15 protein-coding genes are annotated in these 16,406 nt (G+C 30.8%); all 15 read left to right on the top strand.

Annotated elements, in window-relative coordinates; genetic code table 11:
- Positions 1-20: 20 nt before the first annotated feature.
- The 15 genes from LX78_RS02125 (at position 21) to LX78_RS02055 (ending at position 16,400) form a co-directional block, all read left to right on the top strand.
- Entirely contained in the window at positions 21-1,223 is a 1,203-nt protein-coding gene (locus LX78_RS02125; protein WP_109680984.1) for a beta-ketoacyl-[acyl-carrier-protein] synthase family protein, read from the top strand.
- Positions 1,220-2,284: a beta-ketoacyl synthase chain length factor gene (locus LX78_RS02120; RefSeq protein ID WP_109680983.1), complete on the top strand. Its 1,065-nt coding sequence runs from the start codon at positions 1,220-1,222 to the stop codon at positions 2,282-2,284. Before LX78_RS02125 ends, LX78_RS02120 begins: the two co-directional genes overlap by 4 nt.
- Positions 2,278-3,054: a polysaccharide deacetylase family protein gene (locus LX78_RS02115; RefSeq protein WP_109680982.1), complete on the top strand. Its 777-nt coding sequence runs from the start codon at positions 2,278-2,280 to the stop codon at positions 3,052-3,054. The genes LX78_RS02120 and LX78_RS02115 overlap by 7 nt, the downstream gene beginning before the upstream one ends.
- The gene (locus LX78_RS02110) at positions 3,047-3,664 is read left to right on the top strand and encodes a LolA family protein (protein WP_109680981.1); all 618 of its coding nucleotides are present in this window, start codon (positions 3,047-3,049) and stop codon (positions 3,662-3,664) included. The genes LX78_RS02115 and LX78_RS02110 overlap by 8 nt, the downstream gene beginning before the upstream one ends.
- Positions 3,645-4,256, top strand: coding sequence for a hypothetical protein (locus tag LX78_RS02105; RefSeq protein WP_109680980.1), 612 nt, complete (start codon positions 3,645-3,647; stop codon positions 4,254-4,256). The genes LX78_RS02110 and LX78_RS02105 overlap by 20 nt, the downstream gene beginning before the upstream one ends.
- The gene (locus LX78_RS02100; RefSeq protein ID WP_109680979.1) at positions 4,253-4,885 is read left to right on the top strand and encodes a porin family protein; all 633 of its coding nucleotides are present in this window, start codon (positions 4,253-4,255) and stop codon (positions 4,883-4,885) included. The genes LX78_RS02105 and LX78_RS02100 overlap by 4 nt, the downstream gene beginning before the upstream one ends.
- Positions 4,885-5,250, top strand: a complete 366-nt coding sequence (locus LX78_RS02095; protein WP_109680978.1) for a hotdog family protein — start codon at positions 4,885-4,887, stop codon at positions 5,248-5,250. The genes LX78_RS02100 and LX78_RS02095 overlap by 1 nt, the downstream gene beginning before the upstream one ends.
- An 8-nt stretch (positions 5,251-5,258) precedes the next feature.
- On the top strand, positions 5,259-5,756 hold the full coding sequence (locus tag LX78_RS02090; RefSeq protein ID WP_109680977.1) for a hypothetical protein: 498 nt from the start codon (positions 5,259-5,261) through the stop codon (positions 5,754-5,756).
- A gap of 12 nt (positions 5,757-5,768) precedes the next feature.
- Positions 5,769-6,425 (top strand): hypothetical protein, encoded by a 657-nt coding sequence (locus LX78_RS02085; protein ID WP_109680976.1) that lies wholly within the window; start codon positions 5,769-5,771, stop codon positions 6,423-6,425.
- A 54-nt stretch (positions 6,426-6,479) separates the two neighbouring features.
- Positions 6,480-6,935, top strand: a complete 456-nt coding sequence (locus LX78_RS02080) for a hypothetical protein (protein ID WP_109680975.1) — start codon at positions 6,480-6,482, stop codon at positions 6,933-6,935.
- An 80-nt stretch (positions 6,936-7,015) separates the two neighbouring features.
- Positions 7,016-8,212, top strand: coding sequence for a DUF2062 domain-containing protein (locus LX78_RS02075; RefSeq protein ID WP_109680974.1), 1,197 nt, complete (start codon positions 7,016-7,018; stop codon positions 8,210-8,212).
- The gene (locus tag LX78_RS02070; RefSeq protein WP_170109785.1) at positions 8,205-11,897 is read left to right on the top strand and encodes an MMPL family transporter; all 3,693 of its coding nucleotides are present in this window, start codon (positions 8,205-8,207) and stop codon (positions 11,895-11,897) included. Before LX78_RS02075 ends, LX78_RS02070 begins: the two co-directional genes overlap by 8 nt.
- Positions 11,894-13,438 carry a phytoene desaturase family protein gene (locus LX78_RS02065; protein ID WP_109681351.1) on the top strand — a complete coding sequence of 515 codons (1,545 nt, stop codon included), beginning with the start codon at positions 11,894-11,896 and terminating at the stop codon, positions 13,436-13,438. The genes LX78_RS02070 and LX78_RS02065 overlap by 4 nt, the downstream gene beginning before the upstream one ends.
- Positions 13,435-15,105 carry a C45 family autoproteolytic acyltransferase/hydolase gene (locus LX78_RS02060; protein WP_109680973.1) on the top strand — a complete coding sequence of 557 codons (1,671 nt, stop codon included), beginning with the start codon at positions 13,435-13,437 and terminating at the stop codon, positions 15,103-15,105. The genes LX78_RS02065 and LX78_RS02060 overlap by 4 nt, the downstream gene beginning before the upstream one ends.
- Entirely contained in the window at positions 15,102-16,400 is a 1,299-nt protein-coding gene (locus tag LX78_RS02055) for a phenylacetate--CoA ligase family protein (RefSeq protein ID WP_109680972.1), read from the top strand. Before LX78_RS02060 ends, LX78_RS02055 begins: the two co-directional genes overlap by 4 nt.
- The last annotated feature ends 6 nt before the right edge of the window (positions 16,401-16,406 follow it).

Raw genomic sequence — 16,406 nt, 5'->3', positions numbered from 1 at the left:
CCTATTTTTTAGGAAATATTATGAGTAAAGGAGTTGCTATAACAGGAATGGGAATTATATCTGCAATTGGAAACAATGTTGCAGAAAATTTTCAGTCACTTGTGGAAGGGAAAAAAGGAATTTCAAGAATTTCTAAAATTGACACCATCCATAAAGATGATATTATGGTAGGCGAAATTGCCTATACTAATTCAGAATTAGAACAACTTTTAGGAATCTCTTCAGTTAACAATTATTCTAGAACAGGCCTAATTGGTGCTCTTGCAGCTAAAGAAGCCGTTTCAAATGCTGGAATAAAAGATATGAATGCTTATAAAACTGGATTGATATCTGCAACTAGTGTTGGAGGTATGGATATGACTGAGAAATATTATTACAATTATCTAGAAAACGACACCAACCATAGATATATAGAAAGTCATCATGCAGGAGATTCTACACAAAAAATAGCTGAACAACTAGGTATAGACAAAAGCTTAGTAACGACTATTAGTACAGCCTGCTCTTCGGCTGCAAATGCTATTATGCTTGGAGCGAGACTTATAAAATCTGGACAATTAGATCGAGTTATTGTTGGAGGATCAGACTGCATGTCTAAATTCACCATTAATGGTTTTAAAACCTTAATGATATTGTCTGATACTTATAACACACCTTTCGACGAAAATAGAAAAGGACTAAATCTTGGTGAAGCTGCTGCTTTTTTGGTATTAGAATCTGATGCTATAATAAAAGCAGAAAACAAAACCGTTTTAGGCTATGTAAAAGGTTATGGGAATGCAAACGATGCCTTTCATCAAACAGCTTCTTCAGATCATGGAGATGGAGCTACTTTAGCTATGGAGAAAGCTCTTGAAGTTGCTAATTTAACTGTCAAAGACATAGACTATATCAATGCTCATGGAACTGCCACAGGAAACAACGATTTATCTGAAGGTCGCGCCATTATTAGAGTATTTGGTAATACTCCTCCAGAGTTTAGTTCCACAAAAGCATATACAGGTCATACTTTAGCTGCAGCTGGAGCTATTGAAGCTGTATATTCAGTTTTAGCTTTACAGAATAATGTAATTTATCCAAATCTGAATTTCAAAACTCAGATGAAAGAATTTAATATCACTCCTCAACTGAAACTAAAAGAAAAAAAGTTAAAAACCGTTATGTCTAATTCCTTTGGTTTTGGTGGTAATTGTTCAACAGTTATATTTTCAAAAGAACAATGAAAAAGGTCTATATAAATAGCGTTGCATCTATTACACCACAAAAAACTTTCGATAATTCGGAATTTTTAGACGAGGTAATAATTCATGATAACCAAGTTGTTTCTGCTGTGGAACCTGTTTACAAAGACTACATTCCACCTGCTGCTGCTAGACGTATGGCAAAAGGTATTAAAATGGGAGTTGTTGCCTCTAAAATAGCTTTACAAGAAGCTGGTCTGGAAAATGTAGATGCTATAATTACTGGTACAGGAATGGGTTGTTTACGTGATTCCGAAAAGTTTTTAAGTGGTATTATTGATAATAACGAACAGTTTTTAACACCTACTTCGTTCATCCAGTCAACTCACAATACAGTTGGTGGACAAATAGCCTTAGAGCTTCAATGTAAAGGTTATAATTTTACGTATGTGCATGGTAGTAATTCATTTGAATCTACTTTGCTAGATGCCAAACTTCAATTAGAATTAAATGAAGCAGAAAACATTCTAATTGGTGGTGTAGATGAATTAGCAGATCACACAACAAAATTACATGAGCTTATTCATCATATAAAAAAAGAGGATATTACTACAAATACACTTTTAGGTTCTAAAACCAAAGGTTCTATATTTGGAGAAGGTGCTAATTTCTTTGTGTTATCCAATAAAGAACAAGAATCTTCTTATGCAGAAGTTGTTTCAGTGAAAATGTATAACACATTGCCATTAAACGACGTTGTTCAAACTACCTTATCTTTCTTAAAGGAAAACAACTTAACTACTAAAGATTTAGATGCTGTTGTTTTAGGTAATAATGGTGATGTAGAATTTGATAGGTTTTATAACGAATTAACTTCAGACATATTTAGCAACACACAACAAGTTTGCTACAAACATCTTATTGGAGAATTCAATACAGCCTCTCCTTTTGGAGTTTGGATAGCTTCGAAAATATTAAAAACACAAACACTTCCAGACATATTAAAACTAAACAACAAAGGAACTTCTTCCTTTAAACACATCTTACTTTATAATCAGTATCGTGGAGAAAATCATAGTTTCACTTTACTTAAAACATGTTAAACTTTAAAACAGTAAACATATTTACTCTTATTGTTTTAATAGGTTTATTTATGGCTTGCTGGATATTTAGTTTCTCTTTTTTGTGGTTTGTTTTAATAGGAGTTATCTGGTTTTCTTTAACTGCTCTCGGTTCTGGAATAATTGGTTGGAACTACCATATTAAAGCATTAAACTCGAATCCATCCATTTTAAAAAATCAAGTAGCTATTACTTTCGACGATGGTCCGAATCCAGAGTTCACTCCTAAAGTGTTAGAACTCTTAAAAAAATATCAAGCTAGTGCTACGTTTTTCTGTATAGGAAAACAGATAGAAAGCCATCCAGAAATCTTCAAAAGCATTATAGACGAAGGTCATACAGTTGGAAACCATACCTATTCTCACAATAATGTGTTTGGTTTCTTTAGTACTGAAAAAGTGATTTCAGAATTAGAACAAACAAATAACATTGTATTAGAAAAATCAGGTTTAAACTTAAATCTATACAGACCAGCATTTGGTGTCACCAATCCAAGAATTAAAAAAGCTTTAAATATTACTAAACTTCAGGCAATAGGTTGGAATAAACGTTCATTAGATACTACTAAATTAAGCAAAGAAACTGTTTTAAATCGTGTTATTAAAAACCTAAAAAAAGGCGATGTTATTTTATTGCATGATTCTAGTGAAAAAACAATATGGGTTTTGGAACAGTTATTGTTAATTTTACAAAAGCAAAATTTACAAGCTGTAACTGTAGATTGCTTATTTAATATTGAACCTTATGCGTAACCTTGTTTACTTATTTTTATTTTTAACTGTTAGTATTCAGTCGCAAACACAAATGTCTGCTTCAGAAGCACAGGCTTTAAAAACTTTGGTAAAAGAACAAGCCTTAACTACTAAAACAATTTCCAGCAATTTTACACAATACAAACATCTAGATTTTTTATCAAACGATATTGTAACCAAAGGAAAACTTGCATTTAAAACACCTGATCTTGTAAAATGGGAATATACAGAGCCTTATAAATATACAGTTCTTTTTAAAAATGAAACCCTTTTTATTAACGACGAAGGCAAAAAAAATGAAGTAGATATGGGCTCAAATAAACTATTTAAACAATTAAATAGTTTGATTATTAACAGCATAAAAGGTGATATGTTTGATGATGAGGCTTTTGATATTACTTATTTCAAAACAGATAAAAACAGTCAAGTGCATTTTATTCCGAAAGACAAAAAATCTTCAAAATACATCGATGCGTTTCATATTACATTCAATACAAAAGGAGATGTTATTGAAGTAAAAATGATTGAGCCTTCTGGCGATTTCACTAAAATTGTATTTAGCAATAAAGAGCTAAACAAACCTCTACCAGATGCGATATTTACTAATTAGTATTTGTTTTCTTTTTGTGTCTTGTGGCAGTTATCCTAAAAAACAGAACTTTCAATTAGACAATTCAGTCTCTGAAAATTTAGCAAATCCCTATTTTTCAGATGAAACAAAAGACTATGTTTACAAAGCATCTATTGATGTTTACGACAAGCATTTTGGAGGCCTTTTAATTATTAAGAAAATTGACAAAAACAATCATCGTGTGGCTTTTACCACAGAAATGGGTAACAAACTGTTTGATTTCACATTTATTGAAGACGACTTTAAAGTAAATTTCATTCTGGATGAACTAAATAAAAAAATGCTTATTAACATCTTAAAGAAAGATTTTAAAGTATTAATTACAGAAAAACCTAAAGTTTCAAATAGTTTTAAAAAAAATAATAATCGTATTTTTGAAACAACAATTTATAATAAAACCCACTATTATTTCTTTAATGAGAGTCAACTTACACACGTTGTAAAAACAAAAAATGGTAAAGAAAAAGTTGAATTTTTATTCACAGAAATAAGCGCTAATTTTGCAGACCAGATTTCAATAAAACACAACAATATTAAACTAGAAATTATATTAAAATCTATTACCCAATGAAAAAATTATTTTTAGCTATCGCATTAATTGCAATTAGCATACCTACATTCTCTCAAGTTAAAGTACGCCCAGGATTACGTTTGGGATTAAATGCTTCAACCATTACAAATCATGACGACTCAGGCAGATTATTAGGCTTTAGTGGAGCCATGTTTGTAAATTTACACTTGTCACGATTCTACGAATTACAACCAGAAATGACCTACTCTAATCAAGGATTTAAAGGAGGTAATTATACCTATATTGATCCTTATTATGGAGATGTTATTCATGTCAATGGAGACGATGTTAACATTCACTATTTAGGACTATCTATTGCAAATAAATTCTTTGTGTCTCCTGAAATTGGCTTACATTTTATAATTGGTCCAAGTTTGGATATTAATGTTTCAGATAATTCTAATGGAGACATAACTCCTGCTGATGTTTCATTTTTTGGAGGTATTGGTTACGAATTCCCAATGGGACTTGGTATTGAAGCTAGATATAAACAAGGATTTGTTGACGTAAGAGATGGTTATTATGACGATTATTATTACGACAATAATTACGATAATGAGTATTATAACGGAAATAACAAACTAAACTCTGTATTTCAGTTTAGTGTTTATTATAAATTTGGAATGTAATGTTACTAAAAGACTTTTATAAATTAAACGACCTAGCAGTTTCAGAAAATTTGGCAACTGCTAAAATTACTATTAACAAAGACCACGAAGTCTTTAAAGGTCATTTTCCTGGAAACCCTGTTACTCCTGGTGTTTGCATGATGCAGATAATTAAAGAATTAACAGAGCAAATTGTCGATAGAAAACTCTTTATGGAATCGTCTAGTAATGTCAAATTTATGGCAATTATTAATCCAGAAGAGACACCAGACTTAATTCTTGAATTAGATATAACTGAAACTGAAACTGGATACAAAGTAAAAAATAACACCTCTTTTGGAGATACTGTGGCATTAAAATTGACAAATAATTATATTGTTAAATAAACCTAATCGTGAAATTCTTAATAGCTTTTATTTCAACTTTTTGCTTATTTATTCTATCTCTAGAATTAAGTGAAGTACGTGCTGCCTATAAAGAAGCTGCTCACGATAAAACAAAAGTAGAAGCTTTTAACAAAATGCTTGAAGGTGTTACAAAAAATAGTACTGTAGCATTAGTAGCCTATAAAGGAGCTTCCATTGCATTAAAAGGAAAATATGCCGAAACCATTAAAGATAAAAAAGAAGGGTTTTTTAATGGAGTATCATACATAGAATTTGCAATAGAGAAAGAACCAAATGCTATTGAACCTAGATTTGTTAGAATTGGAATTCAAGAAAACTCTCCAAAAATTCTAAAGTATAAAGACAACATTAACGAAGACAAACTCTTTTTATTAAAACAATACAATAATATTTCGTCTACAGATTTAAAAAAACATGTTAAAGACTATATTTTGCAATCTAAAGTCTTTACAGATGAAGAAAAACTAACTATTAGTAAACAATAACTAGATTAAACCATGAAAAAAATTACAATCCTATTATTATTTCTATTTACATTTTCAATTTCTGCTCAAGATGTTATTGTAACATCAAACAATGAAGAGATTTCTGCAAAAGTTGAAGAAATTCATATTGAAACCATTTCCTATAAAAAATTTAATAATTTATCTGGACCATCATATCACATAGAGAAATCTGAGGTAGCTAAAATTATTTTCGAAAATGGAGACGTTGAAACTTTTGACGTTGTTTCTGAAGATAATGATGAAGACGAGGCTACAATGGAAGAAACTCAAACATTTTTAATAGAATATATTGGTAAATACTGTTATGATGATAATGGATATCTAAAAAACAGATACAAAGCAAAGTTTGAAGGCGACTATTTAAGGCTAATTGTCATGAATAAAGACCAATCTAAGGAATTGAGTAATCATCTATTCAATTTCAAAAATGTATATTCATTTAGAAGACCAGACAGAAGAGCCGACAATCTTGCTTATTTAAATTTTTATGTGCCTTTTTTAGCAAATGAAAAGAAAGATAAGTGGGATAAGCTTAAATTGGTAATGAGTGTTGAAGGCCATGAAAATGCTCAATCTATTGTAAACGCATTAAAACATTACAACTATCTTCTTAAACAGAAAACAAAAAAACCTGGTCAAAAATTTTAATTATTAAATCTTCTTATTGTAAGTAGAAAACCAACCAATTAAGACCAAAAATCTATGAATAGAATAATTATTGTTTTCTTGTTATTTAGCCTCTCGTTATCTGCTCAAGATGTAACTTCTCTGGAAGAAACAAAAGCTTTTATAATAAAAAACATTAGTGAGAATTGTTATGAAGAAGATGGATTTAAAGAACCATATAAAGCCGTTTTTGAAGGAGACTACTTAAGATTAATCATATTAAATAAAAATCAGACTAGAGAGAGAAGTAACCTTTTATACGATTTTGAAAATGTATATCTATTTCAAAAAGTTTCAAAAAGAAAAAATGACATAGCTTACATTAACATATTTGTTCCCATATTAAAAAACAAAGAAAAGAATAAGTGGGATAAACACAAATTAATCATGAGAGTTGATGGGCATGATATGGCAGATTCTATATTAAATGCTTTAAAACGTTACAACGAACTTCTTATAAAGAAAAAGAAAAAACCTGGTCAAAAATTTTAATCTAATTATTTAATCTATCGCTTTAAATAAGAAGAAAAATCAGTAATTTCGGAACAATAACAAAATAAGGCTTCATTGAAGTGAATATAGAGCTTATTAAACAAAAAATTACCGATTTAAACGTATGTGTTATTATTCCAACATACAACAATCAACATACACTAAAACGAGTTATAGATGGTGTTCTGGAATTAACAAATAACATTTTGATTGTTAACGATGGCTCTACAGATACTACAACTTCCATATTAAAGAACTACCAAAACATTAATCAAATACATTTTCCTAAAAACAAAGGCAAAGGTATGGCCTTAAGAAAAGGGTTTAAACAGGCAATTTCTTTAGAATATGACTTTGCAATTACTATAGATTCTGATGGACAGCATTTTCCAAGCGATATTCCAAATTTCATAAACGAACTGGAGCAAAATAAGGGAAAAGACTTGCTGATTATTGGAGCCAGAAATATGAATCACGAAAGTGTTCCAGGAAAAAGTAGTTTTGGTAACAAGTTTTCAAACTTTTGGTTTTGGATAGAAACTGGTATCAAGCTAAAAGACACACAATCTGGATTTAGATTGTATCCTTTAAACGTAATTAAAAACCTGAAATTTTACACCACCAAATTCGAATTTGAAATAGAAGTCATTGTGAAATCGGCTTGGAAAGATGTAGAAGTTAAAAATATCCCTATTCAAGTACTTTATGATGAGTCTGAACGTGTATCGCATTTTAGACCTTTTAAAGATTTTACAAGAATTAGCATCTTAAATACCTGGTTGGTTTTTTTAACTGGTATCTATTATTTCCCAAGACGACTTTTTAGGAACATTAAAAAAAAAGGTCTTAAAAAATTCTTTGTTGAAGATCTCTTAGGCAGCAACGATTCTCCAAAAAAGAAAGCCCTTTCTATTGCCTTAGGAACTTTTATAGGTTTTTCTCCTCTTTGGGGATTTCATACTTTTTTAGTCTTAACACTTGCTATTTTTCTAAAACTAAACAAAGCCATATCCTTTGCGTTTTCAAACGTAAGCTTACCTCCTTTTATTCCATTTATCATTTTTGCAAGTTTAGAATTAGGTCAATGGATTTTGGGTGAAAAAATCTCTTATTCTATTGAAGAAATGATAGCTAATTTTGAGGCATTTAAACATCTAAAAACGTATCTTGTTGGAAGTTTTACCTTAGCAAGTATTGGAGCTTTTGTTTTTGGATTTATAGGATACATTTTCTTCAGCTTTTCCAATAAGAAGAACATGGCAGTAAAGAATGACTAACTTTTTTTATAACATACATACGTACTTGGCCTCAAAAAAAATTGTAGGCTTTTTTGCTTTAGCTTTACTTGTTATTAGCTTAGGTTTTTTAGCTTCAAAGATTACTTTTGAAGAAGATATTACGAAACTAATTCCTATCAATGAAGAAAATCTTGATGCTCAAAAAGTACTTAAGTCAGTTAATTTTGCTGATAAAATAATTGTAAATATTAAACGTGAATCTGCTGGTTCCATCAACAATTTAACCCAATACGCTTCACAATTTATTGATAGTATTAACAACTCTTCAAGCAAGTATTTTACTAAAATACAAGGGAAAGTTGAAGATGAAGAAATACTAAATACATTAGATTTTGTCTATAATAATCTACCTCAGTTTTTAGAGGAATCCGATTATATTACCATACAAAATAAGCTTCAAAAAGACAGCATAGAGGCTATTACTAAAGCTAATTATAAAACCTTGATTTCACCTTCTGGAATGGTTGCCAAAGAAACCATTTTAAGAGATCCATTAGGTTTATCGTTTTTAGCCTTAAAAAAGTTACAGCAATTAAGTTTTGGTAATGAGTTTACCATGCAAAATGGCTTTTTGTTAAGCAAGGACAAAAAACATATTCTGTTATTTATAAGTCCAACGCACGCTTCTAGTGAAACTTCAGAAAATGCCCTTTTTGCAGAACAACTTTACAGTTTAAATTCAAAACTAAATCAGGAGTTTAAAGGCAAAGTAAGTAGCGAATATTTTGGTGGTGCTTTAGTAGCAGTAGCCAATGCTAAACAAATAAAAAAAGACATTCAACTAACCGTTGGTATTGCTATAACATTCTTACTATTAATTCTTATTGTATTTTATAGAAAGCTAAGTGTGCCACTAATTCTATTCACACCAACTGCTTTTGGTGCCTTACTTGCAGTAGCTTTATTATTTTTAATACGAACAAAAATTTCTGCAATTTCTTTAGGTATTGGCTCTGTTTTGCTAGGTATCACTTTAGACTATGCCTTACATATTTTAACGCATATTCGTAGTAATAACAACATAAAAGCTCTGTATCAAGAAATTACCAAGCCAATTTTAATGAGTAGCTTAACAACAGCTTTGGCTTTTTTATGTTTGCTGTTTTTAGACTCTCAAGCGCTTCAAGACCTTGGGCTTTTTGCAGCTATTAGTGTGCTTGGTGCTTCGTGTTTTGCATTGATTTTTATTCCACTAGTTTATAAAGAACAAAGTAAAACCACAAAAAAGGCAACTGTTATTGATAAAGTAGCATCTTACCCACTTCATAAAAACAAATGGGTTTTAATAGGATTGGTGTTACTGTTTTTTATGAGTTATTTCACCTATAACAAAGTAACTTTTAATAACGACTTAGCTAATTTAAACTTTGAACCAACCAATCTTCGTGAAGCTCAAGACCGATTAGATGCTTTAACCAATATTAATTCCAAATCTGTTTATATTGCTGCCTACGGAACAAATAAAGATGAAGTACTTCTGGCAAACGACAGTATTTTTTCGACCTTAAAAAATTTAAAGGAGAAAGATAGTGTCATTGGTTTTAGTTCTATAAGTGCTTTAATAAAATCTAACCAAATACAAGAAATACAGCTTGCCACTTGGAATAATTTTTGGTCTGAAGAAACCAAACTAAATACTAAAGAAAACCTAATTGATAGTGGCTCTAAGTTAGGATTCAAGCCTAATAGTTTTCAGCAATTTTACAAACATTTAGATTCAGATTTCGCCACATTAAGTATAGAAGATTTTAAAGCTTTCAAAACCATTTCGGTTGACGATTACATTGCTTCAAAAGAAGGTTTCACAACCATAACAACCTTAGTAAAGTTAAAAGACGAACAAGCAGAAAACTTGTTTCATAAATTTGAAAACAACTCGAAAACTTTAGTTATCGATAGAAAACAAATGAATGAAACCTTTTTGGGCAACCTTAAAACCGATTTCAATAGTTTGGTAGGTTATTCATTTATAGTTGTTTTACTGCTTCTGTTACTATTTTATCGCAGTTTTTCTTTGACCTTGGTTACGCTTCTTCCTATTGCTTTAACTTGGTTTTTAACTATTGGAATTATGGGCTTGTTGGATATTCAATTTAATATTTTCAACATTATTATTACAACTTTTATTTTTGGTTTAGGTATCGATTATAGTATTTTTATAACTAACGGTTTGCTCAATGAATTAAGAACTGGGGAAAGCTCCTTACCTACCCATAAAACCTCTATTTTACTTTCAGTTATTACTACTATTTTGGGAGTTGGTGTGCTTGTTTTCGCTAAGCATCCAGCTTTACATAGTATTTCCATGGTGTCGCTAATTGGTATTTTATCTGCAATGCTTATTTCGTTTACTATCCAACCACTTTTATTTGGATTTTTTATTGGAAGTAAAAATAGCAGACCTTCGCCAATACTCATGTTTATTCATTCTTCCATCTCTTTTACTTATTATGGTTTAGGTGGTTTATTTTTATCATTACTTGGAATTGCTTTTATGAAAGTGGTACCAATTAGTATGAAAATTAAAATGAATTGGTTTCATAAAATCATGTCGAAATTCATGAAATCGGTTTTAGATTCTTATCCGTTCTTTAAAACAAAAGTGATAAACAATTCAAACGAAACATTTGAAAAACAAGCCATGATTATAGCCAATCATACATCATTTTTAGATATTTTGGCTATTGGCATGTTGCATCCCAAAATTATTTTTTTGGTAAACGATTGGGTTTACAACTCCCCATTTTTTGGAAAAGCAGTAAAACTTGCAGGTTTTTATCCTGTGTCAAGTGGTATTGAAAAAGGAGTTGACCATTTACAAAAGAAGGTCGATCAAGGTTACAGTTTAATGGCGTTTCCTGAAGGCACACGTTCTTACACCAATAAAATGAAACGCTTCCATAAAGGTGCTTTCTTTTTAGCTGAACAATTTAAATTAGACATTGTTCCAGTAATGATTCATGGAAATTCCGAAGTGCTACCTAAAGGAAATTTCGTTATAAAAAGTGGTGCCATTACAGTAAAAATACTAGATAGAATACCATTTGAAGATGATATATTTTTAGGAACAACTAGAGATACTACTAAAAAAACAAGCGCATACTTTAAAGAACAATTTAATGCTTTTAGACAGGAAATTGAAGATGATATCTATTTCCACAAAGTAGTTTTAGAAGAGTTTCGTTATAAAGGAGATGCATTATATAAACAGGTGAAATTAGATTTAAAAACTAATAGAACAGCTTACAAAACCATCATGGATTCGGTTGGAGAAAAAGATAGCATTCTGCATATTTCTAAAACTTGTGGACAATTAGATTTCTTATTGGCTTTAGATAGACCAGATAGAAAGATATATACCAATTTTGAAAACAAATCTGTGAGCAACATCGTTAAAAACAGTTATATAAGCAATAATCATTATAAGATTTCAGTTTTAGATACAATTGAAGATACTCTAAATAATAATGCTAACGTTCTTATTTTAGACGCAATCAATTTAACAAATAAGCAATTGGAAACTACAATTTTAAATGGGCTTACAAAAATTATCTTATTACATTCAGATTCTGAATTATATTCTGAAGGATTTAAAAAACAGTCTTTTAAAGTAGTTCAACAAAAAGATAATTGTATCATATTAACAAAAACACATACCATTTGAAACCAAAGTCACATTACGATATTGTTATAGTTGGTAGTGGTTTGGGAGGACTTGTTTCAGCAGTTATACTTGCCAAAGAAGGTTACAGTGTTTGTGTCTTGGAGAAGAACCAACAGTATGGTGGCAACCTTCAAACTTTTGTAAGAGACAAATCCATATTCGACACTGGAGTCCATTATGTTGGGAGTTTGGACAAAGGACAAAATCTTTATCAATACTTCAATTTTTTGGGTATTATGGATGAGCTTGCTCTTAAAAAAATGGATGAAGATGGCTTTGATGCTATTACGTTTGACGACGATGAAGTAGAATACAAATATGCTCAAGGTTACGAAAAATTCATCAAGAACTTAATTAAAGATTTCCCTGAAGAAGAATCAGCTATTCAAGCATATTGCGATAAAATAAAAGAAACATGCGACAAGTTTCCACTATACAGATTAAAACTTGGAAGACCTTATGCAGATGGTGTTTTTAAATTACAAATTAGAACATTTCTAGAATCTATTACAGATAACAAACGCTTACAAGCTGTCTTAGCTGGAACTAATTTTTTGTATGCTGGAGATGGTTATAAAACACCATTTTATGTTCATTCTTTATCAGTAAACTCATACATTCAAAGTGCGTATCGATGTTTAAATGGAGGTAGCCAAATTACTAAATTATTAATCCGAAGACTTTTGGAGGCTGGTGGAGAAGTATACAAATATCATGAAGCCATAAAATTTGAGTTTGAAGAAGACAAAATAAGTTCCGTTATTTGTGAAAATGGCAATGAAATTAAAGGCGATTTATTTATTTCGAATATAGATCCAAAACTCACTCTAAAACTAATTGATGATGGGAAATTACGAAAATCCTACATCAACAGAATTGAAAATATAGAAAGTACCATTGCAGCTTTTAGTTTATATATTGTTTTAAAACCTGGTTGTTTTAAATATTTAAACAAAAATTATTACCATTTTAAATCGGTTGATGCCGTTTGGAATGGGCAACAATATACACAAGAAAGCTGGCCTGAAAATTATATGTTATCCATGGGAATCAAGAAAAACAACGATGAATATGGAGATAATATTACCATAATGACTTATATGCGTTATGAAGAAGTTGAACCTTGGGAGAATACTTTTAATACAGTAGCTAATAAAAACGAAAGAGGTCAGACTTACGAAGAGTTTAAAAAAGAAAAAGCCGAAAAAATCATTATAGAACTAGAGAAAAAATTTCCCAATATTAGAGATTGTATTCAAGAAACTTATACCTCATCTCCTCTATCTTATAGAGATTATATTGCAACAAATCGTGGTTCCATGTATGGTTATGCTAAAGATGTAAATAAATCTATGCAATCGTTTATTTCTCCTAAAACCAAAATTGAAAATCTGTTATTTACAGGACAATGTTTAAACATGCATGGTATTTTAGGGGTTACTATTGGAGCAGTTGTAACTTGCTCGGAAATTTTAGGTCAGGAGTATTTATTGGATAAAATTATTGCTGCTAACAAACCATCAAAATCAAAAAAAGCATGAGATTAGCAACCTACATATTATCATTGTTCTTACTACTAAGCTTGGTGTCTTGTGGTGTTTCTATCTCCTTGAAAGATGTTCCAGATGTTAGTATGTATCACGATGCTTTACCCAAACGCACTAAAATATCAGATACATCATTTACAACAGGTAATGGTTATCTAACTAAAAATTCTTCTGGTCAATGGGAATTATTTGTAACTGGAGATCCTTATCAAATTGGATTAAACACTGGTAGTTTAACTCAAGAACTTTTTGAAAAACAAGAACATGCTTTTTTAAGTAAGGTTGATGAATTGGTTCCTTCAAAATCAAAACAAAAATTATTACGAAAACTTCTAGCTTGGTACAACCGTAAAATGTATTTACATATTCCTGAAGAATACAAAGCTGAAATTTTAGGCGTTTCTAAATATGCAGGAGATGACTATGATTATGTGGCAGACGATTATTTAAGAATTCTTTATTTCCATAGTGCTCACGATATTGGCCATGCGCTTCAAGACCTTATGCTTGTTGGCTGTTCATCTTTTGCTGCTTGGGGAAATAAAACCGAAGATGGCGATTTAATTATTGGTAGAAATTTTGATTTTTATGCTGGAGACGATTTTTCAAAAGACAAAATTATTGCTTTTGTAAAACCAACAAACGGTTACAATTTTATGTCTGTTACTTGGGCTGGCATGTTAGGAGTTGTTTCAGGAATGAACGATCAAGGTTTAACAGTTACTATTAACGCTGGAAAATCGAGTATTCCTTGGGTGGCAAAAACACCTATTTCTATTCTTACTCGAGAAATTTTACAGTATGCTTCTAATATTGAAGAAGCCATAGAAATTGCCGAAAAACGTCAAGTTTTTGTGTCGGAATCTATCTTTATTGGTAGCGCTAAAGACAATCGAGCCATTACCATTGAAGTATCTCCAAAGAATTTTGGTGTGTATGAAGTTGAAAATTCCAACCAGTTAATTTGCTCTAATCATTTTCAAAGTGACGCTTATGCAGAAGATGAAAAAAACATAAAACACAAAGCTGAAAGTCATTCGCAATATCGTTACGAACGTATGGAAGAACTTTTAGACGAGACTCCAAAACTAACACCGCAAATAGCTGTAGATATCTTACGAAATAAAGAAGGCTTGAATAATAAAACCATTGGCTATGGTAACGAAAAAGCTTTGAATCAGCTTTTGGCGCATCATGGCATTGTTTTTAAACCTGAAGAGCGTTTGGTTTGGGTTTCTTCAAACCCATATCAGTTAGGAGAATTTGTAGCTTATAATTTAAATACTGTATTTAGTGAAGCACCTAATAATTTACAGGCAAAACCTTTAAATAACAAATTGCTTACTATAGAAGAAGACCCTTTTCAATACACAAATGCTTATTTAGATTACGAAAAATATCGCATACTTAGTAGACAAGTTGAAAAAGCTATTAGTAATGATGACCATATTGTTCCAATCATGCTAACCGAATTACAAAAAACCAATCCAGATTATTGGCAAGCTTATTATTTAATAGGAAAATATTATTACGAAAAAAAATATTACAAAGCAGCTCTAAATGCATTTGAAAAAGCAAAAACTAAGGAAATTACAACAGTTCCTAGTAAAGAAAAGATAGATTTGTATATTAAAAAGATTAAAAGGAAATTAAACGAATGATTCCCGAAATTGAAAAAGCATCATCTCAAGACATAAAAACCTTTCAGGAAGAAAAACTGAAAGAGTTATTACAGTATTTAAATTCACATTCGCCTTATTACAAACGTGTTTTTAAAGAACAGAACATCGATATTAATTCGATTAATAATCTTGAAGATTTAACAAAAATTCCAACAACCACTAAAGATTTGTTGCAACAGTACAACAACGATTTTTTATGTGTGCCTAAAAACAAAATCATTGATTATGTAACGACTTCTGGCACAATGGGAGATCCTGTAACCTTTGCTTTAACAGATAACGATTTAAACCGTTTAGCCTATAACGAAGCCATGTCTTTTGCTTGTTCTGGAGTTTCTGAAAATGATGTCATGCAACTAATGACTACCATAGACAGACGTTTTATGGCAGGCTTGGCCTATTTTCTTGGAGCTAGACAACTTGGAGCTGGAATTATTCGAGTTGGAGCAGGAATTCCGGAATTACAATGGGATTCTATTTTAAAATTTAAACCAACCTATCTTATTGCTGTTCCTTCATTTTTATTGAAACTGATTGAATATGCCAATCAACATAATATAGATATCAATAACTCTGGAGTAAAAGGAGCTATTTGCATTGGCGAACCTTTAAGAAATCAAGATTTTTCTTTAAATACTTTAGCTGAAAAAATTACGTCTCAATGGCAAATAGAGTTATTCTCTACATATGCTTCAACAGAAATGAATACAGCTTTTAATGAGTGTGAAAAACAACAAGGAGGACATCATCATCCTGAATTAATTATTGCCGAAATTTTAGATGAAAAAGACCAACCTGTTTCTACAAATAACGTTGGAGAGCTTACCATTACTACTCTTGGAGTAGAAGGTATGCCCTTGCTTCGTTTTAAAACTGGAGATATGGTTCAGGCACATACAGAAGCTTGTGGTTGTGGCAGAAATACCATGCGTTTAGGTCCAGTAGTTGGCAGAAAAAAACAAATGATAAAATATAAAGGCACCACCTTATATCCACCAGCAATGGATAATATTTTAAACGATTTTAGTGAAGTAGAGAGCTACATAATTGAAATTTCAAACAACACCATTGGTACAGACGAAATCTGCATTAAAATAGCTGTAAAAAACCCAACAGATAAGTTGCTTCAACAAATTAAAGACCATTTTAGAGCCAAATTACGTGTGTCTCCTAAAATAGAAATTCACAATAAAAAAGAGATTCAAAAATTACAATTTCCTATCATGAGCAGAAAACCTGTTATGGTAATCGATAATAGAAAATCAGATTCTTAAACTTTA

Origin of the sequence: Xanthomarina spongicola, assembly GCF_003148645.1 — a bacterium.
GTDB lineage: Bacteria > Bacteroidota > Bacteroidia > Flavobacteriales > Flavobacteriaceae > Xanthomarina > Xanthomarina spongicola.
Note: the sequence above shows the minus strand (reverse complement) of the source record. Positions and strands in the feature narration are given on the sequence as shown.

Excerpts from the sequence above, each read along its gene's own strand:
- LX78_RS02080 (WP_109680975.1), top strand. The coding sequence starts at position 6,480 with ATGAATAGAATAATTATTGTTTTCTTGTTATTTAGCCTCTCGTTATCT.
- LX78_RS02125 (WP_109680984.1), top strand. The coding sequence starts at position 21 with ATGAGTAAAGGAGTTGCTATAACAGGAATGGGAATTATATCTGCAATT.
- LX78_RS02095 (WP_109680978.1), top strand. The coding sequence starts at position 4,885 with ATGTTACTAAAAGACTTTTATAAATTAAACGACCTAGCAGTTTCAGAA.
- LX78_RS02055 (WP_109680972.1), top strand. The coding sequence starts at position 15,102 with ATGATTCCCGAAATTGAAAAAGCATCATCTCAAGACATAAAAACCTTT.
- LX78_RS02110 (WP_109680981.1), top strand. The coding sequence starts at position 3,047 with ATGCGTAACCTTGTTTACTTATTTTTATTTTTAACTGTTAGTATTCAG.
- LX78_RS02070 (WP_170109785.1), top strand. The coding sequence starts at position 8,205 with ATGACTAACTTTTTTTATAACATACATACGTACTTGGCCTCAAAAAAA.
- LX78_RS02120 (WP_109680983.1), top strand. The coding sequence starts at position 1,220 with ATGAAAAAGGTCTATATAAATAGCGTTGCATCTATTACACCACAAAAA.
- LX78_RS02060 (WP_109680973.1), top strand. The coding sequence starts at position 13,435 with ATGAGATTAGCAACCTACATATTATCATTGTTCTTACTACTAAGCTTG.
- LX78_RS02105 (WP_109680980.1), top strand. The coding sequence starts at position 3,645 with ATGCGATATTTACTAATTAGTATTTGTTTTCTTTTTGTGTCTTGTGGC.
- LX78_RS02100 (WP_109680979.1), top strand. The coding sequence starts at position 4,253 with ATGAAAAAATTATTTTTAGCTATCGCATTAATTGCAATTAGCATACCT.
- LX78_RS02085 (WP_109680976.1), top strand. The coding sequence starts at position 5,769 with ATGAAAAAAATTACAATCCTATTATTATTTCTATTTACATTTTCAATT.
- LX78_RS02115 (WP_109680982.1), top strand. The coding sequence starts at position 2,278 with ATGTTAAACTTTAAAACAGTAAACATATTTACTCTTATTGTTTTAATA.